Consider the following 24,783-nt stretch of genomic DNA (forward strand, 5'->3'; position numbering starts at 1 on the left):
CTTTCAATCCACCTCGAACAGATCAGCCAGCTGTTCCACGATCGTGCCACCCAGTTGCTCCACGTCCATGATCGTCACGGCGCGGCGGTAATAGCGGGTCACATCATGGCCGATGCCGATGGCGACCAGTTGCACCGGGCTCTGCTTTTCGATCCAGTCGATCACGCGGCGCAGGTGCTGTTCCAGATAACCGGCGTGGTTGACCGACAGCGTGCTGTCGTCCACCGGCGCGCCATCGGAAATCACCATCAGGATGCGGCGATCCTCTTGCCGGGCGAGCATGCGGGTGTGCGCCCAGAGCAGCGCCTCGCCGTCGATGTTTTCCTTGAGCAGGCCTTCGCGCATCATCAGGCCCAGGTTCTTGCGCGCGCGGCGCCAGGGCTCGTCAGCCTTCTTGTAAACAATGTGGCGCAAGTCGTTGAGACGGCCGGGATGCGCCGGCTTGCCACCGGCCAGCCACGCCTCGCGCGATTGGCCGCCCTTCCACGCGCGGGTGGTAAAGCCCAGCACTTCGGTCTTGACCCCACAGCGTTCCAGCGTGCGCGCCAGGATATCGGCGCTGATCGCCGCGATCGAGATCGGCCGCCCGCGCATCGAGCCGGAATTGTCGATCAGCAAGGTCACGACGGTGTCCTTGAACTCGACTTCGCGCTCGATCTTGTACGACAGCGAATGGCCCGGCGCGATCACCACGCGGGCCAGCCGCGCGGCATCGAGCAGGCCTTCCTCCTGGTCGAAATCCCAGCTGCGGTTCTGCGCGGCCATCAGGCGCCGTTGCAGGCGGTTGGCCAGCCGCGTCACCACGCTTTGCAGCCCCTTCATCTGGTTGTCGAGATAGGCGCGCAGGCGCGTCAGCTCTTCCTCGTCGCACAGGTCGGTGGCCGCGATCACCTCGTCGAAACGGGTGGTATAGGTCTTGTAGTCGAAATCCTCGGGCAGGTCGGTCCACGGACGGTTGGGCCGGGTGGGCAGCATGCCCTCCTCGCCCTCATCGGCCATGTCGGCGTCGGCGGCATCATCGGGGCGATCGGCCTCTTCCTGCTGATCGCCATCGCCCTCCCCGTCAGAGGTATCGCCGGCCTGCTCAACCGGTTGCTGGTCATCCGCGCTGGACTCGGACTCTTCGGGCTTTTCGGTGCCGTCGTCCTGTTCGTCCTCGCTGTCTTCGTCGTCGTTCTCGTTCTGCTCGGGCGCAGAGGCCTGGGTGAGATCGAGATGGCCGAGCATCGAGAGCGCCAGCTTCTGGAACGCCTTCTGGTCTTCCAGGCTGCCGGCAAGGCCTGCCATGTCGTCGCCGGCCTTGGCCTCGATCCAGCTGCGCACCATGTCGGTGCCAAGCTTGGCCAGCGCCGGGATCGGCGCGCCGGTGAGCTTTTCGCGCAGCAGCAGCGAAAGGGCGGTGGGCAGCGGCACTTCTTCGGGCTTGGTCGCGCGGCTGATCGGATCGGCGCTGACCCGCTGCGCGGTCACGGCATCGAGATTGCCGCGCATGCCCTGATATCCGTCAGAGCCGAGCACTTCGTAGCGCACCCGCTCCACCGCGTCATAACAGGCGCGGGCGAGCATTTCCGCCGGCGCGCCGGCATTGTGCAGCGCATCGTTGTGATAGCGCAGGCGCAGCGCCATGGAATCGGCGGCGCCACGCGCCTGGGCCACCTGCTCTGCCGGCAAGGCGCGGCCGGGCATGGGCACGCGCATCAGCTTGCCGGTCTGGCTGGCCTGGTCCGATGTCCATGCCACTTCCACTTCGGGCTGTTCCGCCAAGGCGCGGGACGTGCCGGTGAGAACGGAGCGGAAGGTATCGAGCGGGGATTCGGCAGCCAAGAATCAATCCAGTTTTGCAAATTGCGCCCCGGCCACAGCGACCGGGGCGCGTGTCTTCATCAACCGATAGATTGGCCGGTCTTGGCCCAATCCGCAAGGAACCCTTCGATGCCCTTTTCGGTCAGGACATGCTTGAACAGGCCCTTGATCACCGCCGGCGGCGCGGTGATCACATCGGCGCCGATGCGCGCGCTTTCCAGAATGTGGATGCCATGGCGGATCGAGGCGACGAGGATTTCGGTTTCGTAGGCATAGTTGTCATAGATCAGGCGGATGTCGCGGATCAGGTCCATGCCGTCAAAGCCGTTGTCATCGTGGCGGCCGACGAAGGGCGAGACGAACGTGGCGCCGGCCTTGGCCGCCAGCAGCGCCTGGTTGGCCGAGAAGCACAGCGTGACGTTGACCATGGTGCCATCGGCGGTCAGCTTCTTGCAGGTCTTGAGACCGTCGATCGTCAGCGGCACCTTGATGCACACGTTATCGGCGATCTTGCGCAGGATTTCGGCCTCGCGCATCATCCCGGCGTGATCGAGCGCGACCACTTCGGCCGACACCGGCCCGTGGGTGAGGTGGCAGATTTCCTTGGTCACCTCGATGAAGTCGCGGCCCGACTTGGCGATCAGGCTGGGGTTGGTGGTCACGCCATCGAGAAGCCCGGTGGCGGCCAGATCGGCGATTTCGGCGGTATCGGCCGTGTCGACAAAGAACTTCATGAGGGATTGTCCTGCGCAAGGGTTATGATTTGATAATGGCGTTAACACCATAACGGCGAATCTGGCGCGGGCTATAGGGCAGCCCCATCGCGCTGTCAGGCCTGCTTGTGCGCCATCCCCCGATCAACGTTGGCGCAAAGGCCGCGTTCCCCATTTGCCCCATGCGGTTGGCTGCCTATATGCACGGGGTGATGAGCCAGCCCCCGCCGCGCAGCCAATCCCGCCGCATCCGATGCGTGGTGTTCAACGCCGCGCTGGGGCCGCTCGACTACAAGGTGCCCGCGCATCTCGATGTGGTGCCGGGCCAGGTGGTGGTCTGCCCGTTGGGGCCGCGCCAGATCCTGGGCGTGGTGTGGGAGGAAGAGCGCCTGCCCAGCGCCGACGTGCCCGAACACAAGCTGCGCCCGATCCTGGGCGTGGTGCCGGTGCCGCCGCTCGGCGCGCCGCTGCGCCGCCTGATCGAATGGTGCGCTGATTACTACATGGCCCCGCTTTCGGCCGTGGCGCGCATGGCGCTGTCGAGCACGGCGGCGCTGCAAGGCGGCAGCACGGTGACCGAATACCGCCTTTCAGGGCGCGAGCCGGGCCGGCTGACACCGCAACGCGCGCAGGCGATGGACCTGCTGATCGACCAACAGGCGACGATCCGCGAACTGGCCGAAATTGCCGAGGTTTCCGACGGGGTGCTGCGCGGCATGGTCAATGCCGGCCTGCTCGAACCCGTCACGGTCGATGCCGACCGGCCCTACCCCGCCGCCGATCCGCGCCATGCCGTGCCGGAATTGACTCCCACCCAGGCGCAAGTCGCGGGGCGGCTGGTAGAGGCGGTGGGCGCGCGGCGTTTCGTCACGTTCCTGCTCGACGGGGTGACCGGGTCGGGCAAGACCGAGACTTATGCCGAGGCGATTGCCGCCGCGCTGGAACAGGGGCGCCAGGTGCTGGTGCTGCTGCCCGAAATCGCCCTGACGCAAAGTTTCCTGGCCCGGTTCGAGGCGCGTTTCGGCGTGGAGCCGGTCACCTGGCATTCCTCGCTCAAATCGTCGGAACGGCGCCGCGCCTGGCGCGCCGTGGCGCAGGGCCGCGCCCAGGTGGTGGTGGGCGCGCGGTCAGCGCTGTTCCTGCCCTTTGCCGCGCTGGGCCTGATCGTGGTGGACGAAGCGCACGAGATCTCGTTCAAGCAGGACGATGGCGTGCGCTACAACGCGCGCGACGTGGCCGTCATGCGCGGACATTTCGAAAGCATCCCGGTGGTGCTGGCCAGCGCCACCCCCGCGCTGGAAAGCCTGCATATGGCCGCCAGCGGGCGTTATGAACGGCTGGTGCTGCCCAGCCGCTTTGGCGGCGCTGGCCTGCCCGATATCCGCATTCTCGACTTGCGCGAGCAAGCGCCGGAACGCGGCCACTGGCTCGCCCCACCGCTGGTGGAGGGCCTGCGCGAGCGGCTGGCCAAAGGCGAGCAGAGCCTGCTGTTCCTCAACCGGCGTGGCTATGCCCCGCTCACCCTGTGCCGCACCTGCGGCTATCGCTTCCAGTGCCCCAATTGCTCGGCCTGGCTGGTCGAACACCGCCTGTCGCAGCGCCTCGCCTGCCATCATTGCGGCCACGAGGTGCCAACGCCCCGCGCCTGCCCCGAATGTGGCGAGCCCGATTGCCTGGTCGCCTGCGGACCGGGGGTGGAGCGCATTGCCGACGAAGTGGCCACGATCCTGCCCGAGGCACGCGTGGCCCTTGTCACTTCGGACACGTTGACGAGTGCGGCCAAGGCGGCCGAATTCGTGGCCCAGGCAGAGAACAAGGCCATCGATGTGATCGTGGGAACGCAACTGGTAACAAAGGGCTATCACTTCCCCGACCTGACCCTGGTGGGGGTGGTCGATGCCGACATGGGCCTGGAAGGGGGCGACTTGCGCGCCGCCGAGCGCACCTATCAACAGGTGGCGCAGGTTGCCGGGCGCGCCGGACGCGGGGAAAAGCCTGGCGAAGTGCTGATCCAGACGCGCCATCCCGATGCCCCGGTGATCGCCGCGCTGGCCAGTGGCGATCGCGACGCGTTCTATGCCGCCGAAACCGAGGCCAGGCGCGAGGCCCATGCCCCGCCGTTCGGCCGCTGGGCCGCGATCATCGTGTCGAGCGAGGACGAGGCCGAAGCGCGCGACGCGGCCCGCGCCATCGGTGGCACCGCGCCGCGCCTCGACGATGTGATGATCCTAGGGCCCGCGCCCGCCCCGCTATCGCTGCTGCGTGGGCGCTATCGCTATCGCCTGCTGGTCAATGCCCGCCGATCGAGCGAGGTGCAAAAGGTGATCCGCCAGTGGCTGGAGCCATTCCGCTTTCCCCAAGGGGTAAGGGTGGCGGTGGATATCGATCCCTACAGCTTCGTTTGAGCGGTCATGAGCAACGGCCCCGTCCTTGTCCCCGTGCTGGGGGACCAGCTTTCCCATGGCCTGTCGAGCCTGGCGGATCGCACGCCCCAAGACACCGTGGTGCTGATGATGGAGGTGTGGGACGAGACGCAATATGTGCGCCACCACAAGGCCAAGATCGCGCTGATCTTTTCGGCAATGCGCCATTTCGCCCGGGAACTGCGCGATACCGGCTTCACCGTCGATTACGTAAAACTGGATGATCCCGGCAACACCGGCAGTTTCACGGCGGAGGTACAGCGCGCGATCCGGCGCCATGCCCCGCGCGGCGTGCAGATCACCGAACCGGGCGAATGGCGCGTGCGCGAGATGATCACGGCCTGGCGCGATACGCTGGGCGTGCGGCTGCGGGTGCTGCCCGATACCCGCTTTGTCTGCCCGCTACCCGATTTCTTCCAGTGGGCCGCCGGGCGCAAGCAATGGCGCATGGAGTATTTCTATCGCGAGATGCGCCGCAAGACCGGCCTGTTGATGGACGGCGACAAGCCGGCGGGCGGCAAATGGAACTTCGACGCGGAAAACCGCGGCGGCCCCGACGCGGAGTGCCGCCCGCCCGCCGTCTCGCACTTTGCCCCCGATGCCATCACGCAAGAGGTGATTGCCCTGGTCGAGGCGCGCTTTGCCGGGCATTTCGGCAGCCTCGATCACTTTGCCTGGCCGGTTACGGCGGCACAGGCAGAGCACGCCTTTGACCGTTTCCTGAAAACCCGGCTGCCGCTGTTCGGCCGCTATCAGGATGCGATGATGGCCGGCACCGACACGATGTATCACGCCGTGATCAGCCCGGCGCTCAACATCGGGCTGATCGATCCGGTGGAGATGTGCCGCCGGGCGGAGACCGAATGGCGCGAGGGCCGCGCCCCGATCGAGGCGGTGGAAGGCTTCATCCGCCAGGTCATCGGCTGGCGCGAATATGTGCGCGGCATCTATTGGCTGACCATGCCCGGTCTGAGCGAGGCCAACCAGCTGGGCGCCACGCGGCCCCTGCCCGAATTCTGGTGGACCGGCGAAACCGACATGGCCTGCGTGGCCGATTGCGTGCGCGCCACGCACAAGAATGCCTATGCCCACCATATCCAGCGGCTGATGGTCATGGGCAATTTCGCGCTGCTCGCCGGGCTGTCGCCGCAGGACGTGGCCGACTGGTTCCTGGTGGTTTACGCCGATGCCTTTGAATGGGTGGAACTGCCCAACGTGGCCGGCATGGCGCTGTTCGCCGATGGCGGCAAGCTGGCGTCGAAACCCTATGCCGCCAGCGGCGCCTATATCGACCGGATGAGCAACTATTGTGGCGACTGCCGCTATGACGTGAAGCGCAAGGTGGGCGAAGGCGCCTGCCCGTTCAATGCGCTCTATTGGGATTTCCTCGCCCGCAACGCGGAACGCCTTGCCGGCAACCCGCGCCTCGCCAACCCCTACGCCACCTGGCGACGCATGAGCGCCGACAAGCAGGCCGAATACCGCGACAGCGCGGCGGCCTTTCTCGAAACGCTGGAGCCGACGAAGAAAGGTTGGGCGCGCGCCTAAGGCGCAGCGCCGAACAATTCCAGCGCGACGTGCCCGGTTGTCATGCCTAAGATCGCGCTGCTGCGCTGGCATGGGGGCCAGGTTGCCGCGTGAGGGAGTACAAGCATGACAAAAGCGCTGTTGCTGGGCGGTGCGCTACTGCTGCTGGGATGTGGCAGCACGGGTGTTCTGGCGCGCCCGGCAAATGCCGATGGTGTTCCACCCGGCGCGCAGGCGCTGATCCGCCATTTCCACATGGAAAACATCCCGCACGAAGGGCCTTGGTTCATCCAGACCTTCAAAAGCAAGGATGAAGTCGGCGGCGCCCTCGCTGATCGCTATCCCGGCCCGCGCTGGGCCTATACCGCAACCTATCTGATCCTCACCCAGCGCGACTTTTCCGCCATGCACCGGCTCGCCACCGACGAGATGTGGCACTTCTACGGCGGCAATCCGGCCCAATTGCTGCTGCTCTATCCCGATGGCCATGGCGAGGTCAAAATCTGGGGCAGCCACGTTCTGGCGGGCGAGGAGCCGCAGATCCTGGTGCCGCGCGGCACCTGGATGGGGGCGATCCCGATCGGCGCGCCCCGCAGCGCCTACAGTTTTGGCGCCAACACCCTGGCGCCCGGCTTTGAATATGCCGATTATGAAGCCGGAAAGCGGGCCGATCTCTTGGTGCGATACCCGGCATTTGCCAAACAGATCAGAAAACTGACGCGCGACGATGCCCCTGGCAAAAGCGCAGCCGAAGCGCCGGCGCCCGCCACCCCCGCCGCAAATCCGGTATCGTTGCAGGAACTGGTCGGCCGCACCGCGCCGCAGCACGCAGACCAGATCAGCGCGGCCCGCTTTGTCATCGCCGCTGGACGCGCCATGCCCAGCATGATGACCAAGGAAGGGCACGAAGTGATGTTCGTCACCAGTGGCGAAGGCAGCGTCCAGATCGGCAGTGCCGTGCAACCTCTCAAAACCGGCTCGGTGGTCTATCTACCGCCACAGGTGCCGCACCGCATTACGGCCACCGCGCGCCTCACGTTCTATGTGGCGGCCACGCCGGCCTGGCGCCCCGCCGATACGGTGATCCTCGCCCCTTAAGACCGCTCCCGCTCCAGCAGCTGGCGCTTGATCTCCAGGCCATAGGCATAGCCGCCGAGGGTGCCGTCCGATCGCACCACGCGGTGGCAGGGGATCAGCACCGCGACGTTGTTGGCACCATTGGCACTGCCGGTGGCGCGCATCGCGCCGGGCTTGCCGACGGCGGCGGCGATCTGGGCATAGCTGCGCGTTTCGCCCGGCGGGATCGCCTGCAACTGCCGCCACACCGACTCCTGAAAGGCGGTGCCGGCCACATCGAGCGGGATATGGTCGGCCCGCCCCGGCACTTCCACCGCATCGACCACGGCATCGAGCAGCGCGGCAAAGTCTGCCCCGCCCGCGATCAGCGTCGCCTGGGGAAAGCGGGCGCGCAAGGCGTCCTCCCCTTCGCCAAACGACAGGCGGCAAACGCCCTTGTCGGTGGCGGCCACCAGCATCGGCCCAAGCGAGGTGGCCACCTGCGCCCAGCGGATCGTCACGCCCGCCCCGCCATTGCGCCAGGCCGATGGCGCCATGCCCAGCCGGTCGCTTTCGGCATAAAAGCGCGAGGGCGCGCCATAGCCGGCCTCGTGGATCGCCTCAGTCACGCTCTCGGCACCGGCCAGCACATCACCCATGCGCCGCTGGCGCAGCGCGCGGGCATAGGCGGCCGGCGATAGTCCGGTGTGGCGGGTGAACAGCTTCTGGAAATGGGCGGGGGAATAGCCGGCCTGCGCCGCCAGGGCAGCGAGCGTGGGCGCAGTCTCGGCCGCCTTGATCGCGGCGATCGCCCCGGCCACGGCAGCAGCATCGCGCGCCAGGTCATCAGGCCGGCAGCGCAGGCAGGCGCGCAGGCCCGCCGCGCGTGCTTGGGCGCCATCGGCAAAGAAGCGCACGTTGCCCCGCGCCGGATGGCGCGCCGCGCACGATGGCCGGCAATAGATCCCGGTGGTCAGCACGCCAGTGACAAATACCCCATCCCACGCCCGGTCGCGCGCCAGCACGGCCTGCCAGCAGGCCTGGGGATCGAGGGGTTGGATGGTGGTCATGTGGCCAGTCCTGTGATTTTTCCTGTGCCCTTCATGCCATCCTTGCCGCCCTCGCGCATCCCGCGCCTTGCGATCAAAGCAAATCCCGGCAATGACCTGCGCCATGTTGCGCCGCCTCATCGCCTCGCTCATCGTTGCCCTCGCCCTTGCCCCGGCCCTGCCGGCGCTGGCCGATCCCGCCGACATCGCCGCCGCCAGCCGTGGCGTCGTCCGCGTCGTGATCGTCCAGACCGAAGGGCGCAGTTCCACCATGATCGGCCATGGCAGCGGTTTTGCCGTCACGCCCGAATATGTCGTCACCAACGCCCACGTGGTAGAGGCGCTGCGCCAGGACGACACCCTGATCGCCGGCATCGTGCCGCCGCAGGGGCGCGGCGGCTATGAAGCGCGCGTTGTCGCCTATTCCCCGCGTAATGACCTGGCCTTGCTCAAGATCCAGGGCGGCGGCCGGCTCGCGCCGCTTTCGCTCTATGCCGGCCAGGTGAGCGATGGCGCCGACGTCAGCGCGGTGGGCTATCCCGGCAACGTCGATCTGGCGCAGGGCCTGTCGCTGTCGGATCTGGTCAGCCCCCAGGCGGCGGTAAAGACCCGGGGCTACGTCTCGGCCGGGCGCAGTTCCAAGGAATTCGACACGATCCTGCACACCGCGCCGATCGGCGCGGGCAATTCGGGCGGCCCGCTGCTCGATGCCTGCGGCCGCGTCGTCGGGGTCAACTCGTTCGGCACGGTCAGCGACAACAGCACCGATTCGGCGTTCTACTTCGCCATCTCGATGCGCGAGCTGTCGCGCTTTTTGCAGCAGAACAATGTCCAGGCCCACGCCAGCGACCTGCCCTGCACTTCGATCGCCGATCTCGATCGGGCAGACAGCGAACGCGCCGCCAGCGACCAGGCGCGCCAGGCCGCGCAGAACGAGGCACGCCAGAATGCCCGCGCCCGCGCCCTGGAAACCGCGCGCCGCCAGGCCGAGATCGAGGTCTTGACCCAGCGCGACAACGGCATGGCCATCGCCGTGCTGCTGCTGGTGGCAACGCTGGGCGCAGGCGGCACCGCGTTCATCTATGCCCAGCGCGACAACGCCAATGCCACGCGCATCGCCGGCGGCAGCGCGCTGGTGCTGCTGCTGGGCACGGTGGCGGCATGGGCGCTGCGGCCCAGCCTGCTCTCGATCGACAGCCGCGCGCAAGACATCGTGGCCACCGCCAGCGGCACGCCCGATGCCCTCGCGAGCACGGCGGCCGGGGGCAAAGCCGGCACCGGCAAGTTCATCTGCGTGCTCGATCCCCAGCGCAGCCGTGTGACCGTGTCGGACATCACCGATGTGCCGATCACCTGGAGCCAGGACGGCTGCATGAACCAGCGCAGCCAGTATGGCCTGGCCGCCGATGGCTGGTCGCGCGTGCTGGTGCCCAATGGCGAGGATACCATCGCCGTCACCCACTTCGACCCCGAAAGCCGCAGCTATACCGTCGAACGCTTCCTGATGGGCCTCGATGCCATGAACCAGGCGCGCGATGCCCGGCAAAAGGTGGTGGCCCCGGCCTGCGGCGCCGGACAGGCCGAAGCCCGCCGCTTTGGCGACGCCCAACAGGCGATCCGCGCGCTGCTGCCCACAGAACCCAACGAACGCATGCGCTACAATTGCCAGCCCGTTCCCTAAGAGAGTCCAGGTTTCTCCCCCTCCTCTTCAGAGGAGCGGGTCGGGGGGTGGTGGAAGAGTAGCGCAAGGCTTCCCACCACCCCCAGCCCCTCCTCCCCCGAATCACCCTCGGCGGACCAAACCGCCTTTCCCCGCATCGCCGTCCCACGCGTGAGACGTTTCGACACGCTGATACGCATACGTTTGCGCCTCCATTAACAGGGGCTGCCAACTGGTGACTTGTCATATGGCGGTGACGTTGCTAGGCGCGCCGGGACTGCGGGCCGTCACGTGCATTTTTTGCGCGTCATGCGCCTTGCTTGAAATCCTTGGACGAAGGGGACTGAGGCGCGTGGAGATTTCCAGCGGCATCACGGCCAGCCTGGCGGGGCGTTATGCTTCCGCACTTTATGAGCTGGCAAATGAACAGGGCCTGGTTGCGGCCGTGGAAGGCGATCTTGAGCGCCTGGCTGACGCCCTGCGCGAATCGGCTGATTTCGCCGCGCTGATCCGCAATCCGCAGGTCGCCCGCGAAGACGCAGCCCGTGCGATCGCCGCCGTGGGCCAGGTGCTGGGCGTTTCGCCCCTCACCGCCAACTTCCTGGGCGTAATCGCTGGCAACCGCCGCCTGTCCGCCCTGCCCGATGTGGCGCGCGCCTATGCCGCGATTGCTGCAGCTGCCCGCAACGAAGTGACTGCGCATGTCACCAGCGCGCATCCGCTCGACGACGGCCAGATCGCTGCGCTGTCGGAAAAGCTCGCTGCCCGCGCCGGCAAGTCGATCAAGCTCAAGACTGCGGTCGATCCCGAGATTCTCGGCGGGCTGGTCGTCAAGATCGGCAGCCAGATGATCGACAGCTCGATCCGCACCCGTCTCAATTCGCTCGCCCAGGCCATGAAGGGCTGAAGCCAAAAAGTTTGCACGAAAGGCTGAACGATGGAAATCCGCGCCGCTGAAATCTCTAAGGTCATCAAGGACCAGATCGCCAGCTTCGGCACCGAGGCCCAGGTCTCGGAAGTCGGCTCCGTGCTGTCGGTCGGCGACGGCATCGCCCGCATCCACGGGCTGGATCAGGTCCAGGCCGGCGAAATGGTCGAATTCGCCAACGGCATCAAGGGCATGGCCCTCAACCTCGAAGCCGACAACGTCGGCGTCGTGATCTTCGGCTCTGACGCCGAGATCAAGGAAGGTGACACCGTCAAGCGCACCGGCACGATCGTGGACGTTCCGATCGGCAAGGGCCTGCTGGGTCGCGTGGTCGACGCGCTGGGCAATCCGATCGATGGCAAGGGCCCGATCGAATACACCGAGCGCCGCCGCGTCGAAGTCAAGGCTCCCGGCATCATCCCGCGCAAGTCGGTGCACGAACCCGTGCAGACCGGCCTCAAGGCGATCGACGCCCTGGTGCCCGTGGGCCGTGGCCAGCGCGAGTTGATCATCGGTGACCGCCAGACCGGCAAGACCGCCGTCGCGATCGACACCTTCATCAACCAGAAGGCCGTCAACGCCGGTTCGGACGAAGGCAAGAAGCTGTACTGCATCTATGTCGCGATCGGCCAGAAGCGCTCGACCGTGGCCCAGATCGTGCGCCAGCTCGAAGAAAACGGCGCGATGGAATACACCATCGTCGTGGCCGCCACCGCTTCGGAACCGGCCCCGCTGCAGTACCTGGCGCCCTACACCGGCTGCACCATGGGTGAATTCTTCCGCGACAACGGCATGCACGCAGTGATCGTGTACGATGACCTTTCCAAGCAGGCCGTGGCCTATCGCCAGATGTCGCTGCTGCTGCGTCGCCCGCCGGGCCGCGAAGCCTATCCGGGTGACGTGTTCTACCTGCACAGCCGCCTGCTCGAACGCGCCGCCAAGATGAACGACGACAACGGCGCCGGTTCGCTGACCGCCCTGCCGATCATCGAAACCCAGGCTGGTGACGTGTCGGCCTACATCCCGACCAACGTGATCTCGATCACCGACGGCCAGATCTTCCTGGAAACCGGGCTGTTCTACCAGGGCATCCGTCCGGCCATCAACGTCGGCCTCTCGGTGTCGCGCGTGGGCTCCTCGGCCCAGACCAAGGCGATGAAGAAGGTGGCCGGCTCGATCAAGCTGGAGCTGGCGCAGTACCGCGAAATGGCGGCGTTCGCCCAGTTCGGGTCTGACCTCGACGCCTCGACGCAGAAGCTGCTCAACCGCGGTGCGCGCCTGACCGAGCTGCTCAAGCAGCCGCAGTTCTCGCCGCAGGGCTTTGAAGAGCAGACCTGCGTGATCTTTGCCGGCACCCAGGGCTACCTCGACGCCGTGCCGGTCGACCAGGTCACCGAATACGAAGCCGAACTCTTGAGCTTCCTGCGCACGCAGAAGGCCGACCTGCTCGCCGAAATCCGCGACACCAAGGATCTGGGCGACGGCGCCAAGGCCAAGCTCAAGGAAGCACTCGACGCTTTCGCCAAGCAGTTCGCCTGATAACGCATGATTCATCCCCCCGGTGGGCCAGCACGGCCAGCCGGGGGAGATGAAGTGGAGATAGACGAGTGGCCTCGCTCAAGGAACTCAAGCTGCGGATCAACTCGGTCAAGTCGACCCAGAAGATCACCAAGGCCAAGCAGATGGTCGCCGCGGCCAAGCTGCGCAAGGCGCAGGCCGCTGCCGAGGCCGCGCGCCCCTATGCCGGCCGCCTCGCCGGTGTCATGGCCAGCCTCGCCAGCAAGGTGCAGGTTGGTGAAGGCAGCCCCAAGCTGCTGGCCGGGAATGGCAAGGACCAGGTTCACCTGCTGGTCGTCGCCAATTCCGATCGCGGCCTGTGCGGCGCGTTCAACGCCAACATCGTCAAGGCCGCCAAGGCCAAGGCGCAGGAACTGCTTGCCCAGGGCAAGACGGTGAAGTTCTACCTCGTCGGCCGCAAGGGCCGCGCCCCGATCCGGCGCGATTATCCCAGCGCGATTGCCGGTGGGTTCGACACCACCGTGGTGCGCGAGGCCGGCTTTGCCGAAGCGGAAAAGATCGCCAACGAACTGCTGGCCATGTACGAAGCCGGCCAGTTCGACGTGGCGCACCTGATCTATTCCAAGTTCCGCAGCGCGCTGGTGCAGATCCCCACCACCCAGCAGATCATCCCCGTGCCGGCCCCGACCGTGCCCGTTGCCAACGATGGCGGCGCTGTGGTCGATTACGAACCCGACGAGGAAGCGATCCTCGCTGACCTGCTGCCGCGCTACCTGCGCGTCCAGCTGTTCGGGGCGCTGATCGAGAACATGGCCAGCGAACAGGGCGCCTCGATGACCGCGATGGATAATGCCACGCGCAACGCCGGCGAGCTGATCAAGAAGCTGACCATCCAATACAACCGCAGCCGCCAGGCCGCGATCACCACCGAACTCATCGAAATCATCGCCGGCGCCGAAGCGCTTTGACGACGACCCAGCAGGCAAGGAAAGACTAGAATGGCAACCGCACCTGTCATCACATCGACCGGCAAGATCAGCCAGGTCATCGGCGCCGTCGTCGACGTTCAATTCGACGGCGAACTGCCGGCCATCCTCTCGGCTCTCGAAACCAGCAACAACGGCAACCGCCTGGTGCTGGAAGTGGCGCAGCACCTGGGTGAAAACACCGTGCGCACCATCGCCATGGACTCGACCGAAGGCCTCACCCGTGGCCAGTCGGTGACCAGCACCGGCGCGCAGATTTCGGTGCCGGTCGGCCCCAAGACGCTTGGCCGCATTCTCAACGTGGTGGGTGATCCCATCGACGAACGTGGCCCGGTCGGCGCAACCCAGTTCGCCCCGATCCACGCCAAGGCTCCCGAGTTCATCGACCAGTCGACCGAAGCGGCGATCCTGGTCACCGGCATCAAGGTGATCGACCTGCTCGCGCCTTATGCCAAGGGCGGCAAGATCGGCCTGTTCGGCGGCGCTGGCGTTGGCAAGACCGTGCTGATCCAGGAACTGATCAACAACATCGCCAAGGGCCACGGCGGCGTGTCGGTCTTTGCCGGCGTGGGTGAACGCACCCGCGAAGGCAACGACCTCTATCACGAATTCCTCGACGCCGGCGTTATCGCCAAGGACGCCGATGGCAACGCCACCTCGGAAGGTTCCAAGGTTGCGCTGGTCTATGGCCAGATGAACGAACCGCCGGGCGCCCGCGCTCGCGTCGCGCTCTCGGGCCTGACCATGGCCGAATACTTCCGCGACCAGGAAGGCCAGGACGTGCTGTTCTTCGTGGACAACATCTTCCGCTTCACCCAGGCCGGTTCGGAAGTGTCGGCGCTGCTCGGCCGCATTCCCTCGGCCGTGGGTTACCAGCCCACCCTGTCGACCGACATGGGCCAGCTGCAGGAACGCATCACCTCGACCAACAAGGGTTCGATCACCTCGGTCCAGGCGATCTACGTGCCGGCCGACGACTTGACCGACCCTGCGCCGGCCACCTCGTTCGCCCACCTCGACGCCACGACCACGCTCAACCGCGCGATCTCGGAACTCGGCATCTATCCGGCCGTGGACCCGCTCGACTCGACCAGCCGCGTGCTCGAACCGCGCATCGTTGGTGCAGAGCACTACGAAACCGCCCGTCGCGTTCAGGAAACCCTGCAGAAGTACAAGTCGCTGCAGGACATCATCGCCATCCTGGGCATGGACGAACTGTCGGAAGAAGATAAGCTGACCGTGGCCCGCGCCCGCAAGATCCAGCGCTTCCTTTCGCAGCCGTTCCACGTGGCCGAAGTGTTCACCGGCATCCCCGGCAAGTTCGTCCAGCTCGAAGACACCGTCCGCTCGTTCAAGGCGGTGGTTGACGGCGAATACGATCACCTGCCCGAAGCCGCGTTCTACATGGTTGGCGGCATCGACGAAGCCGTTGAAAAGGCCAAGAAGCTGGCTGCCGAAGCCTGATATAAAGCACCCCCCTCCCGCACGCGGGAGGGGTCGGGGGAGGGCCTGTAGGGGCGCCCTCCTTCGGAACCGGCAAACAGCCCCTCCCCCAGCCCCTCCCGCCCGCGGTAGGGGCGTGTAGAGACGGCCCATGCTCCACTTTGAACTCGTCACCCCGGCTCGCCTCGTCCGCTCGGAAGCGGTGTGGCAGGTTGTCGTTCCCGGCACCGAAGGCGAATTCGGCGTTCTCGAAGGCCACGCGCCGTTCATGTCCACGGTCAAGGACGGCACGATCAAGGTCTATCGCACGCAGGGCGGCCAGCCGGAAGAAATCCGCGTGCAAGGCGGCTTTGCCGAAGTGAACGCCAAGGGCCTCACGGTTCTAGCCGAGCACGTCGAAGGCTGACGCACGCATCCCACGGATGTGCAAACGGGCCGGTGCATTTGGGGCGCCGGCCCGTTTTGCGTTTCAGGCGTGCAGCTTGGCAAACATGTCGGCAAAGGTCAGCCGGGTGTCGATCCAGTCATAGACGCGCATGGGCCGCCCATCCGGCCGGGGCAGGTAGGCACCCAGGCCATCCAGCCGCGGCGTGGGCGCCAGGTGATAGCGGCACGATGCACTGTCGGGCTCGAACGCGCTTTGTAGGGCTGTCAGCGTCACCAGCGGGCTATCGCCCAGGGCATAGGTCTCGCCAAGGTTGAGCCCCATCGGCGCGACGGCCCGGCGCGTTCGCGCCAGCTGTGCCACCAGCCACGCTCCGACCGGGCCGCTTTGCCCCAGCAGGCGCAGTTCGGCCAGACTGACCAGCATCTGGCGATAGGCATTGCGCGGCACCTGCCAGATGGGAATGGCGCTTTCGCCAAACACGTACTGCGCCGCTGCCGGATCGATGGTGAAGTTGTATTCCGGTTGTGCCCCGCCCGGCGGCGGCGCGACGCCCGCGTGCTCGCTCCCCCCGATCCACACCAGGGTCATATGCTGGGCAATGCGCGGCTCGGCCCGCAACGCGGCGGCCAGATCGGTCAGCCCGGCGCCGGCCGTGTAGAACAACGGCGTCTTGGTATCGCTGCGCATTGCTTCCGCCACGATGGCGGCAACCGCCTGCGCCGAATCACGCCGATCGGCCCGTCCCAGAGCCCCTTCGGCACCGCGCACCACGGGCACGCGCCCGGTGATGCCCATCACGTCGAGCAATTCACGCGCCTTGGCCGCAGCCTTGTCGGCCTGATGCCCATCGTCGGGCTCGGCGTCCTGGGGCGAATGCAGGTGCGACCCGACGATGAGGCGCACGTCGGCCGAAGGGCTGCGCAGCGCATGGGCCAGCGCGAACAGGCCGTCGGGATCTCCCGCCAGGTCATTGTCCACGATCACCCGCATGCGCGGCGGCGAATCGGGCAAGATTTCCTCGGCGTGAGCCACAAGCGGGAACATCGGCAGGGCGGAGAGGCCCAGCAAGGCGGCGCGGCGTGACAGGATCATCGGGCAATCACAGCACTTTGGGCAACGTTGTCAACCAAGCGGCGCGCGCCAAGTTCGATAGGCACACGAACTTTTTTGCAAATTCACGTTTGTGAACTTTTCAACAGAGTGAATTTAAGGCATGGAATGTGCCGACAAAGCCCGAGGGAGAGATACCTGTCATGACCCAAAACCTGGCCAACGTGATTGGCGCGCAAGCCAACCTGGTCGATTTCCTGCGCAACCAGCAGGTCGGCCCCAACGTCTATCCCGGCGTGCCTGCCGAATATTCCAACTGGCGGGCCGAGCAGTGGGCATGGGGCCACACCGCCGTGCTTTATAACCAGTCGTACCACATGGTGGACCTGGCCGTGCGCGGGCCCGACGCGTTCAAGATGCTGGAATACCTGGGCATCAACACTTTCAAGAACTTCCAGCCCGATCGCGCCAAGCAGTTCGTGCCGGTTACCCCCGATGGCTATGTCATCGGCGACGTGATCCTGTTCTACCTGGACGAGAACGAGTTCAACCTGGTTGGCCGCGCACCCACGATCGAATGGGTGGAATACCATGCCGCCACCGGCAACTGGAACGTGACGGTGGAGCGCGACGAGCGCTGGGCCATGCGCAACGATGGCAAGCGCAACAGCTATCGCTTCCAGATCCAGGGCCCCAACGCGATGAAGATCATCGAGAAGGCCACGGGCAAGACCCCGCCCGAACTCAAGTTCTTCCACATGACCCGCATGACCATCGGCGGCAAGGACGTGCGCGCCCTGCGCCATGGCATGGCCGGCCAGCCGGGCTTTGAACTGTTCGGTCCGTGGGAAGACTATGGCGCGGTGCATGCCGCGCTGGTCGAAGCCGGCAAGGAATTCGGCATGGCCCTGGTCGGTGGCCGCGCCTATTCGTCCAACACGCTGGAATCGGGCTGGATCCCCTCCCCGCTGCCGGCGATCTACACCGGCGAGGCGCTGGCGCCCTACCGCGAATGGCTCTCGGCCAATTCCTATGAAGCCAAGTGCTCGGTCGGCGGCAGCTATGTGCCCGAAACCGTCGAAGGCTATTACACCACGCCGTGGGACCTGGGCTATGGCCCGTTCGTCAAGTTCGACCACGATTTCATCGGCCGCGCCGCGCTGGAAAAGATGCACGCCGCCGGCAACCACCGCACCAAGGTGACCCTGGCGCTCGACAACGAAGACGTGATGCGCGTGCAGTCTTCGGCGCTGAGCAAGGGCGATCGCGCCAAGTTCATGGAATATCCCAGCGCGGTCTATGCCATGCATCCGTTCGACCAGGTGCTCAAGGACGGGCAGCGGGTCGGCCTGTCGACCTGGATCGGTTATTCGGCCAACGAGGGCAAGTTCCTGACCCTGGCGATGATGGACAAGGGCCACGAAACCATCGGCGGCGAAGTCAGCCTGCTGTGGGGCGAACCCCATGGCGGCACCACCAAGCCCACCGTGGAGCCGCACGTGCAGACCGAAATCAAGGCCGTGGTCAGCCCCGTACCCTATTCCGAAGTGGCGCGCGACGCCTATGCCGAAGGCTGGCGCACGCAAAAGTAAGCGCGAGGGAGCGATCCCTGGTGCGGGCGCCGGCCTCCTCCCGACGGAGGCCGGCGCTTTCTTTTTGGGCGGAGATTTTGTTTGCCTTGCTAACAATTCATGGCATGATCGCGGCAACTAAGGAGAGGATGCCGCCATGGCACAAGACAACAAGATCACGTTCTACGACCTGGCCCTGTCCACCGGCGCGACGATCAGTCCGTTTGTCTGGGCCACCAAATATGCCCTGAAACACAAAGGCTTTGATCTGGATGTCGTGCCCGGCGGCTTTACCGGCATCCTGGAGCGTACCGGCGGCAAGACGGAGCGCCTGCCCGCGATCGTCGACGATGGCACCTGGGTGCTCGATAGCTGGGGCATCGTCGAATACCTCGACAAGACCTATCCCGATCGCCCGCTGCTGATCCCGCATGAAAGCGTGGCGGCCACGCTCAAGGCGCTGGACCACTGGTTCTGGGGCGCGGCAGTGGGGCCGTGGATGCGCTGCTTCTGCGCCGACTACCGCGACCTGTCGGTGCCGCAGGATCACGAATACATCACCCATTCGCGCGAAAAGATGCTGGGCCGCAAGCTGGAAGAAATCCAGGCCGGCCGCGAAGACCGCCTGGCCGGCATTTCCGCCGCGCTGGAGCCGCTGCGCTCTGCCCTGGGGCAGCACGCCTGGCTGGGCGGGAGCAGCCCCAACTATGCCGATTACCGCATCTTGGGCGGCTTCCTGTTTACCGCATCGGTATGCAAGACGCCGGTGCTCGCCAGCGATGATCCGCTGCGCGACTGGCTCGATCGCTGCCTCGATCTCTATGGTGGCCTGGGCCGCCACCCCGGCCTGTTCCCGCTGTTCGGCCTGGTGGAGCGCGAGGGCGATGTGCCGGCGTTCACCCGCCAGGGCGGGCTTGGCGGCATCTACAAGCGCAACACCGGCCCTGCGTCCACCCAGGCGGAAACGCAGAAGATCACCCAAGGGATGAAGCAGCCGGCCTAACGCCTGCGCTTCGTTCCCCGGGTCATCAGGTCTGGCTTGGGGGGCGGGCGCCAGCCGGGCGGCGGGGTCATGGCTTGCTGGCTGGTGCCCAGCCCCATCGCGCCGGGCGCCTGGCGGTTGATCCCGGTGGTGTCAGACCGGGCCGCTTCGTCGGCACTGGCACCGCCCCGCATCAGAATGATGATATCGCGCAGACGCCGCGCTTCCTCGAAATCGAGCGCGGCCACGGCGGCCTCCATCTGCGCGGTCAGGGTCTGAATCGTTTCGGCCATGATGCGATAATGCGCGAGAGGCGCGGAAAGTGCCATCCCGGCTGTGCGCACCGGCCAAAGGGCAACTGGCCGGGGTTGGTCGGGTGTGCCACTGTGCGTTGGGTTAGGTTTCGCACCACCCCCAACCCCCTCCTCTGAAGAGGAGGGGGCTTTGATGGGCTTCTCCCCCTCCTCTTCAGAGGAGGGGGTCGGGGGGTGGTGCGAAGCCTAAGACCACGCCCCAAGGGAAACCGCCCGCCATGCGCCTGCCATTGCTCCTCGCCACTGCCATGTTCTTCGCCAGCCCGGCCCATGCCTATGACGTGACGGAAAAATCGCTCGATGTGCTGCGCGCCGATCTCGATGCCGGGCGCGTTACCTCGGCCGAACTGGTCGGCGCCTACGAAGCGCGCATTGCCCGGTTCGATCCCACGCTGCACGCGGTGATCGCGCTCAATCCCCAGGCGCTGGCGCAGGCGCGCCAGGCCGATGCCGCGCGGCGAGCGCATGCCACGCATCTGCCGCTGGAAGGCATTCCGATCCTGATCAAGGACAATATCGAAACCGCCGATCCAGTGGCGACCACGGCGGGCAGCCTGGCGCTGGCCGGCAATGTAACCGGCCGCGATGCGCCACTGGTGGCGCGTCTGCGCGCGGCGGGCGCGATCATCCTGGGCAAGACCAACCTGTCGGAATGGGCCAATATCCGCTCCAACCATTCGATCAGCGGGTGGAGCGCCACGGGCGGCCAGGCGCGCAATCCCTATGATCCGCGCCGCAGCACCTGCGGATCGAGCGCCGGTTCGGGCGCGGCGGCAGCGGCAAGCTTTGCCGCGGCGGCGGTGGGCACCGAAACCGATGGCTCGATCACCTGCCCTTCGGCGATCAATGGGCTCGTCGGGCTCAAGCCGACGGTGGGCCTGGTTTCGCGCACCCATGTCGTGCCGATCAGCCACAGCCAGGACACCCCCGGCCCGATGGCGCGCAGCGTGCGCGATGCCGCGCTGCTGCTGGGCAGTATGGCCGGCAGCGACCCGGCCGATCCCGCCACGGCGCGGGCCGACAGCCTGGGCCACGATTTCACCCGCGGCCTCACGCCCGATGCCCTGAAAGGCGCGCGGATCGGCGTGATGCACTTTGCCGCCGGGTTCCATCCCGAAACCGATGCCGTGTTCGACCGCGCGCTGGCCACGCTGCGCGCCGCCGGCGCCACGCTGGTGGAGATCAAGGCGCCGCCGCCCGCCACCGATGGCGTGGGCGAGCGCGAACAGCTGGTGCTCTCGACCGAACTCAAGGCCGATATGGCCAGCTACCTCGCCTCCACCGATCCGGCCAAAGTGCCCAACCGCACCCTGGCCGATCTGATCGCGTTCAACCGCGCGCATGCGGCGCAGGAACTGGCGCTGTTCGGCCAGGACTATTTCGAAGAGGCGGACAAGACCAAGGGCCTGACTGATCCCGCCTATATCAAGGCGGCGGCGGAGGCGAAGGCCAAGGCCGGGCCTGAGGGGATCGACCGCATGCTGGCCGACAACCACGTGACCGCGCTGGTCGCCCCCACGCTGGGGCCGGCCTGGCTGATCGACCCGGTGCTGAAAGACAATTTCGTCGGCGGCGGCGCGGGCGGCCTGGCGGCGGTGGCCGGCTATCCGCACCTCACCGTGCCGATGGGCGCGGTATCCGGGCTGCCGGTGGGTCTCTCGATCGTGGGCACGGCGTGGGACGATGCGCGGCTGCTCGCCTATGGCTATGCCTTTGAACAGGCCGCCCATGCCCGCCAGGCGCCGGTGCTGCCGCCACGCTGAGGAACGGCGCCGACCCAGGCACGTTGCCCCCGTAACAACAGGGGCACAGCATGAGAGCATGGATCATTGCCGCCGTGGCGCTCGCCGCCACGCCGGCCGCCGCACAGGATATCGGCACGCCCGATGAAGTGGCGCAGGACAGCACGCACCACCCCACCCTGCGCGATCTGTGCAGCGACCGGCCGGGCCTCAACACCCCGGCCTGCACGGTCGATCCCGGCCGGCTCCAGGTGGAAGTGGGTCTGGGCGACTGGACGCTGGACCGCCAGGCCGACCAGCGCAGCGACACGATCACCAGCGGCGACGTGCTCCTGCGCTATGGCGTAACCCCCACCACCGAACTGCGGCTGGGCTGGACGGCCTTTGGCCACGTGCGCACCCGCGACATTCCCACTGGCAGCATCGACACCGCGCAGGGCGTGGGCGACGTGACGCTGGGCGTGAAGCAGAACCTGCGCCATCCCGCCGAAGGCAAGACGGGCCTTGCCATCGCCGCGCTGCCGTTCGTCACGCTCCCCACCGGCCATGCCCAAGTGGGCGCGGGCGACTGGAGCGCCGGGCTGATCGTGCCGACCAGCTACAAGATCAACGACACCGTCTCGCTGGAACTCTCCCCCGAAGTGGACGCGGCGGTGAACGAAAGCAGCCAGGGCCGCCACCTCGCCTATGGCACGGCGATGGGCGTGCAGGTGCACCTCTCGAAGACCGTGCGCCTGACCCCGGAACTGCAATTCCTGCGCGACCAGGACCCGGAACACCACGCCACGATGAGCCGCGCGGCGCTGTCGTTCGACGTGCAGCCGGCGAAGATGCTGCAGTTGGACGTGCAGGCGGTGGCGGGGTTGAACAGAGATACGCCGGATGTGGAACTGGCGTTTGGGGTTACGCGGAAGTTTTGAGCGGCATGAGCAAAGTCTGGGCAACTGGCAAAATTGTCGCCTCTGATCGCAGTTTAAGCAGCACTTTTAGCAGAAGAAATTTCCTATATATGCCATTCCACATTTCATTCAAAATAAATTAATCATTTATTTTCAGAGCAGCTTGCCGTCATTTACATCTTCAATAGCCTTAATCTCGACAGCAGATGAGCTGGAGTTATCTAAAGCGGTTGCCATGACTGCGGACGTCCAACTCTTTGCAAATACCATCCGATCGGTCGATACGAAATCAAGCACTGCGCCTACAAATGATTTCGCATCGACTGTCAAGTCATCAAAGCCAGGGCATTTCATTGCAAAAGCCGCTTGCTCGAGATCGCGCGCTGCATTGAACAAACGGTCAGAATTAGCCATCTTGGCTGAAATTTCAGCAAGATTCTCGGCAGGAACAGAGCGTAGCGCATCGTTAAGTCTGTTGCGGATCACTTCCGCCAGAGCCATACCATTCGGAGCGAAATCTCTGACAGCAGCCTCGGCCCACTTCAATTTCTCAGCTGTCCCCTTTGGATCTTCGCCGAACCTAATTACGTCGGTTAAATTCTTCAGACGTTCCTGGTGGGGGCGCAGCGCTGATTCTCCCGACGCGAAATCCAACGCAGCAGCGGCGATGGCACAGCAAAAGTACGTCAGCCTCGTAAATACTTGAGCAGCAAGTGAACTTGGATAAGATTCAACACACTTACGCGAAAAATATTGAGCTCCATCAAGTGCAGTATTCGCACAAGAAGGACCAAATCGATCAGCAACGGCAGATTTGACCGCAGCAAATACGTCTCTAACGTTTTTCGATATCCGCGAATTGTCAACCTTCGAGATAAGGACATTTAAATCCTCGTCGGTCATCCGCTCAGATACAGTGAGGCGTTGACTTGATTTTAGTCTCTGGAGGTCAGCATTGTCTATCCACAGAACATTATGCTTACGAGCCAGTTCACGGAGTGAGCGCCGAGTGTCACTCGTTGCGATCCCTGTCGCTTCCACTTGGATCAGCTCCGCCAATCCCTTCACGAAAAATAGCCGCTCGGCAGCCTTCGGCTGTGCATTATCCTTGATATCGATAATGATACGACGCCGCGCCAAAGTGGCAGATCGCTCATAAAGCCAAAGGTCAATATCCGTGAGTTCATCGTCCCCATGGCGAAGTTTGACGCCACGTACGACAAAGAAACCCGCGCCCAAGAAGTATGAGCGGACGATCTCCTCGGTTTCGAACCCTTTTTTCCCTGTCTTCTTGGATGAAGAAGCTGGCTTAGCGCTCACAGGCTGCCTCCCCCGCGTACGGCGCTAAGGAGAGAGCGTGTCTGTGCCCGACTGACAGTGGATTGCCCTTTGCGAAGACCTACACGCGCTGCTTCAGGAGCTGTGTAGCTTCGCATACCCGCACTTGGCAGGGTTTCTAACGCCGCAGCGGCTGCGTTTCTACCTTTCAAAACCTCAAGAGCAATGACACCCACCTCTCGCTTTAATAGTCTCATTTTAAAGCCGTAACCGGACCGTTCGGTTTGGACAACGCGTTCGAGTTCAAGTGCCCTATAATCGTTCCCGATTGCAGTCGCCGGACCAACAGAGCCACCACGGATGAGCTTTCCGAGTAGGAGGTCAATCCCCCAAATCTGCCCGCGAGCTGTGGGGCTATGCGTCATCCCATATGTTAGCGCAGCCACTAGCGCCTTCGCATGATCGAAGGCGTCTTCTGTGAGTGGATTACTGAATTTATGGAATGAACCTGGCGAAGTTATGAAAACATGATCCCCAGCCTCGTTTGACACGATATTCATATCATAAAGTGCTGCCGCGCGAACCTTCGCAAATAGCGGCTCACCAAGAATTCTCGTTGCAACGGACGCCGTGACAGCACCAAGTGCTTTCAATTTAGTGTCAAACTCAACAATCTTTGCTTGTTCATTTGAATTAAGCGAGTCAATGACCTTTTTCGCCTTTACCGCAGTATCACGACGAAAGAGATTGCCGTTAAACAATAGCTTATCGACCCCCTCACCTTCGGCATCTACAAAGCCAATCTGTGACGCTTGGCTGACGAAATCGGTTGCGTCAGATTTCGTTAGCTTGTGCGTATCACTTATAAACTCGATTGCTCCAGCGGAGGTAATAGGCGCCTGCGATGACAATTCTGCCAACGTGATCGCGGCTCTTTCTGTCGCCTGAGGCTCGTTGTCTTCGAACAAATCGGCTGCATGCTGCAGCGCAGAAGAACCCGTGACGCCGAGAACTGACACGGCGCCATTAGATGCCCTATCGATAAGCTTACGCTTCTGGAGGTGGTCTAAGCAGGCCCCGAGTTCAGTCTTCGGGTTGAGGTTGCCAATTTTTGCAGCGGCCGTGACCTGCTCTACCGACAAAGTCGCTTGGTCGCTCTCTCCTAGCCGAGCAAGCAATCCGGCTGATTTGGCCGCCAGATCAATTGCGCTAAATTCAGCCGCGCCACGCATGTCGGCAGCGACTTTACGTCCATGATGGACGACCCAAGCACCAGTAGTCTGCTTTTCCATAAAGCCCCCCGAGACGGTTATCGCGCATACGGCAGCTATCTGGAAACGAAAATCTGTCCTCAAACGGAAAATTTTCCGCACTGACGCGGTTACATCTGACCGAATGGCCAAGCCCATGCTCGTGGGCTAGAAAGTTGCCCAGTTCCATGAATTTACTGCAC

At 64.7% G+C, this 24,783-nt stretch carries 20 protein-coding genes; 13 read left to right on the forward strand and 7 right to left on the reverse strand.

Features of this window, described 5'->3' with window-relative positions:
- Positions 1 to 3: 3 nt before the first annotated feature.
- Together cobT and fsa are read right to left on the reverse strand one after the other, a co-directional pair.
- Entirely contained in the window at positions 4 to 1,824 is a 1,821-nt protein-coding gene (gene cobT, locus C8K14_RS03150; RefSeq protein WP_062781942.1) for a cobaltochelatase subunit CobT, read from the reverse strand.
- A 59-nt stretch (positions 1,825 to 1,883) separates the two neighbouring features.
- Entirely contained in the window at positions 1,884 to 2,537 is a 654-nt protein-coding gene (fsa, locus tag C8K14_RS03155) for a fructose-6-phosphate aldolase (RefSeq protein ID WP_022676824.1), read from the reverse strand.
- Positions 2,538 to 2,728: 191 nt separating this feature from the next.
- Between fsa and C8K14_RS03160 the strand changes: the two genes are divergently transcribed.
- From C8K14_RS03160 to C8K14_RS03170, 3 genes are all read left to right on the forward strand, one after another.
- Entirely contained in the window at positions 2,729 to 4,921 is a 2,193-nt protein-coding gene (locus tag C8K14_RS03160; RefSeq protein WP_107715761.1) for a primosomal protein N', read from the forward strand.
- Positions 4,922 to 4,927: 6 nt separating this feature from the next.
- Positions 4,928 to 6,487 (forward strand): cryptochrome/photolyase family protein, encoded by a 1,560-nt coding sequence (locus C8K14_RS03165; protein WP_107715659.1) that lies wholly within the window; start codon positions 4,928 to 4,930, stop codon positions 6,485 to 6,487.
- A 105-nt stretch (positions 6,488 to 6,592) separates the two neighbouring features.
- Positions 6,593 to 7,564: a cupin domain-containing protein gene (locus C8K14_RS03170; RefSeq protein WP_107715660.1), complete on the forward strand. Its 972-nt coding sequence runs from the start codon at positions 6,593 to 6,595 to the stop codon at positions 7,562 to 7,564.
- Here C8K14_RS03170 and C8K14_RS03175 read toward each other — a convergent pair.
- Positions 7,561 to 8,592, reverse strand: coding sequence for a bifunctional transcriptional activator/DNA repair enzyme AdaA (locus tag C8K14_RS03175; protein ID WP_107715661.1), 1,032 nt, complete (start codon positions 8,590 to 8,592; stop codon positions 7,561 to 7,563). The genes C8K14_RS03170 and C8K14_RS03175 overlap by 4 nt on opposite strands.
- A gap of 103 nt (positions 8,593 to 8,695) precedes the next feature.
- Between C8K14_RS03175 and C8K14_RS03180 the strand changes: the two genes are divergently transcribed.
- From C8K14_RS03180 to C8K14_RS03205, 6 genes are all read left to right on the forward strand, one after another.
- Positions 8,696 to 10,252, forward strand: coding sequence for a S1C family serine protease (locus C8K14_RS03180; protein WP_233250874.1), 1,557 nt, complete (start codon positions 8,696 to 8,698; stop codon positions 10,250 to 10,252).
- Between the two features lie 331 nt (positions 10,253 to 10,583).
- Entirely contained in the window at positions 10,584 to 11,138 is a 555-nt protein-coding gene (locus C8K14_RS03185) for a F0F1 ATP synthase subunit delta (protein WP_022676819.1), read from the forward strand.
- 30 nt (positions 11,139 to 11,168) lie between these two features.
- Positions 11,169 to 12,698 (forward strand): F0F1 ATP synthase subunit alpha, encoded by a 1,530-nt coding sequence (atpA, locus tag C8K14_RS03190; RefSeq protein ID WP_022676818.1) that lies wholly within the window; start codon positions 11,169 to 11,171, stop codon positions 12,696 to 12,698.
- Between the two features lie 68 nt (positions 12,699 to 12,766).
- Positions 12,767 to 13,645: a F0F1 ATP synthase subunit gamma gene (locus C8K14_RS03195; protein ID WP_062781924.1), complete on the forward strand. Its 879-nt coding sequence runs from the start codon at positions 12,767 to 12,769 to the stop codon at positions 13,643 to 13,645.
- A 30-nt stretch (positions 13,646 to 13,675) separates the two neighbouring features.
- Positions 13,676 to 15,127: a F0F1 ATP synthase subunit beta gene (gene atpD / locus C8K14_RS03200; RefSeq protein WP_022676816.1), complete on the forward strand. Its 1,452-nt coding sequence runs from the start codon at positions 13,676 to 13,678 to the stop codon at positions 15,125 to 15,127.
- A gap of 130 nt (positions 15,128 to 15,257) precedes the next feature.
- On the forward strand, positions 15,258 to 15,512 hold the full coding sequence (locus C8K14_RS03205; protein ID WP_022676815.1) for an ATP synthase F1 subunit epsilon: 255 nt from the start codon (positions 15,258 to 15,260) through the stop codon (positions 15,510 to 15,512).
- A 63-nt stretch (positions 15,513 to 15,575) separates the two neighbouring features.
- On the opposite strand, the gene C8K14_RS03210 is transcribed toward C8K14_RS03205, so the two are convergent.
- The gene (locus tag C8K14_RS03210) at positions 15,576 to 16,586 is read right to left on the reverse strand and encodes a nucleoside hydrolase (protein WP_199223677.1); all 1,011 of its coding nucleotides are present in this window, start codon (positions 16,584 to 16,586) and stop codon (positions 15,576 to 15,578) included.
- A gap of 161 nt (positions 16,587 to 16,747) precedes the next feature.
- Here C8K14_RS03210 and C8K14_RS03215 point away from each other — a divergent pair, with 161 nt between their 5' ends.
- The gene (locus C8K14_RS03215; protein ID WP_062781918.1) at positions 16,748 to 18,136 is read left to right on the forward strand and encodes an aminomethyltransferase family protein; all 1,389 of its coding nucleotides are present in this window, start codon (positions 16,748 to 16,750) and stop codon (positions 18,134 to 18,136) included.
- A 136-nt stretch (positions 18,137 to 18,272) separates the two neighbouring features.
- Positions 18,273 to 19,118, forward strand: a complete 846-nt coding sequence (locus C8K14_RS03220; RefSeq protein WP_107715663.1) for a beta-etherase — start codon at positions 18,273 to 18,275, stop codon at positions 19,116 to 19,118.
- Here C8K14_RS03220 and C8K14_RS03225 read toward each other — a convergent pair.
- Complete coding sequence (locus C8K14_RS03225) at positions 19,115 to 19,390, reverse strand: UvrB/UvrC motif-containing protein (protein ID WP_062782019.1); 276 nt, start codon at positions 19,388 to 19,390, stop codon at positions 19,115 to 19,117. The two genes, C8K14_RS03220 and C8K14_RS03225, sit on opposite strands and share 4 nt — an antisense overlap.
- A gap of 239 nt (positions 19,391 to 19,629) precedes the next feature.
- Between C8K14_RS03225 and C8K14_RS03230 the strand changes: the two genes are divergently transcribed.
- On the forward strand, positions 19,630 to 21,174 hold the full coding sequence (locus C8K14_RS03230; protein ID WP_166643329.1) for an amidase: 1,545 nt from the start codon (positions 19,630 to 19,632) through the stop codon (positions 21,172 to 21,174).
- A gap of 50 nt (positions 21,175 to 21,224) precedes the next feature.
- Positions 21,225 to 22,073, forward strand: a complete 849-nt coding sequence (locus tag C8K14_RS03235; RefSeq protein WP_107715665.1) for a transporter — start codon at positions 21,225 to 21,227, stop codon at positions 22,071 to 22,073.
- A gap of 132 nt (positions 22,074 to 22,205) precedes the next feature.
- Here the strand turns inward: C8K14_RS03235 and C8K14_RS03240 are convergent, their stop codons facing one another.
- Positions 22,206 to 23,372, reverse strand: a complete 1,167-nt coding sequence (locus tag C8K14_RS03240; protein WP_107715666.1) for a hypothetical protein — start codon at positions 23,370 to 23,372, stop codon at positions 22,206 to 22,208.
- Positions 23,369 to 24,622 (reverse strand): hypothetical protein, encoded by a 1,254-nt coding sequence (locus C8K14_RS03245; protein WP_107715763.1) that lies wholly within the window; start codon positions 24,620 to 24,622, stop codon positions 23,369 to 23,371. The genes C8K14_RS03240 and C8K14_RS03245 overlap by 4 nt, the downstream gene beginning before the upstream one ends.
- Positions 24,623 to 24,783: the final 161 nt, after the last annotated feature.

It is taken from the genome of Novosphingobium sp. GV079, assembly GCF_003058045.1.
Taxonomy (GTDB): domain Bacteria; phylum Pseudomonadota; class Alphaproteobacteria; order Sphingomonadales; family Sphingomonadaceae; genus Novosphingobium; species Novosphingobium capsulatum.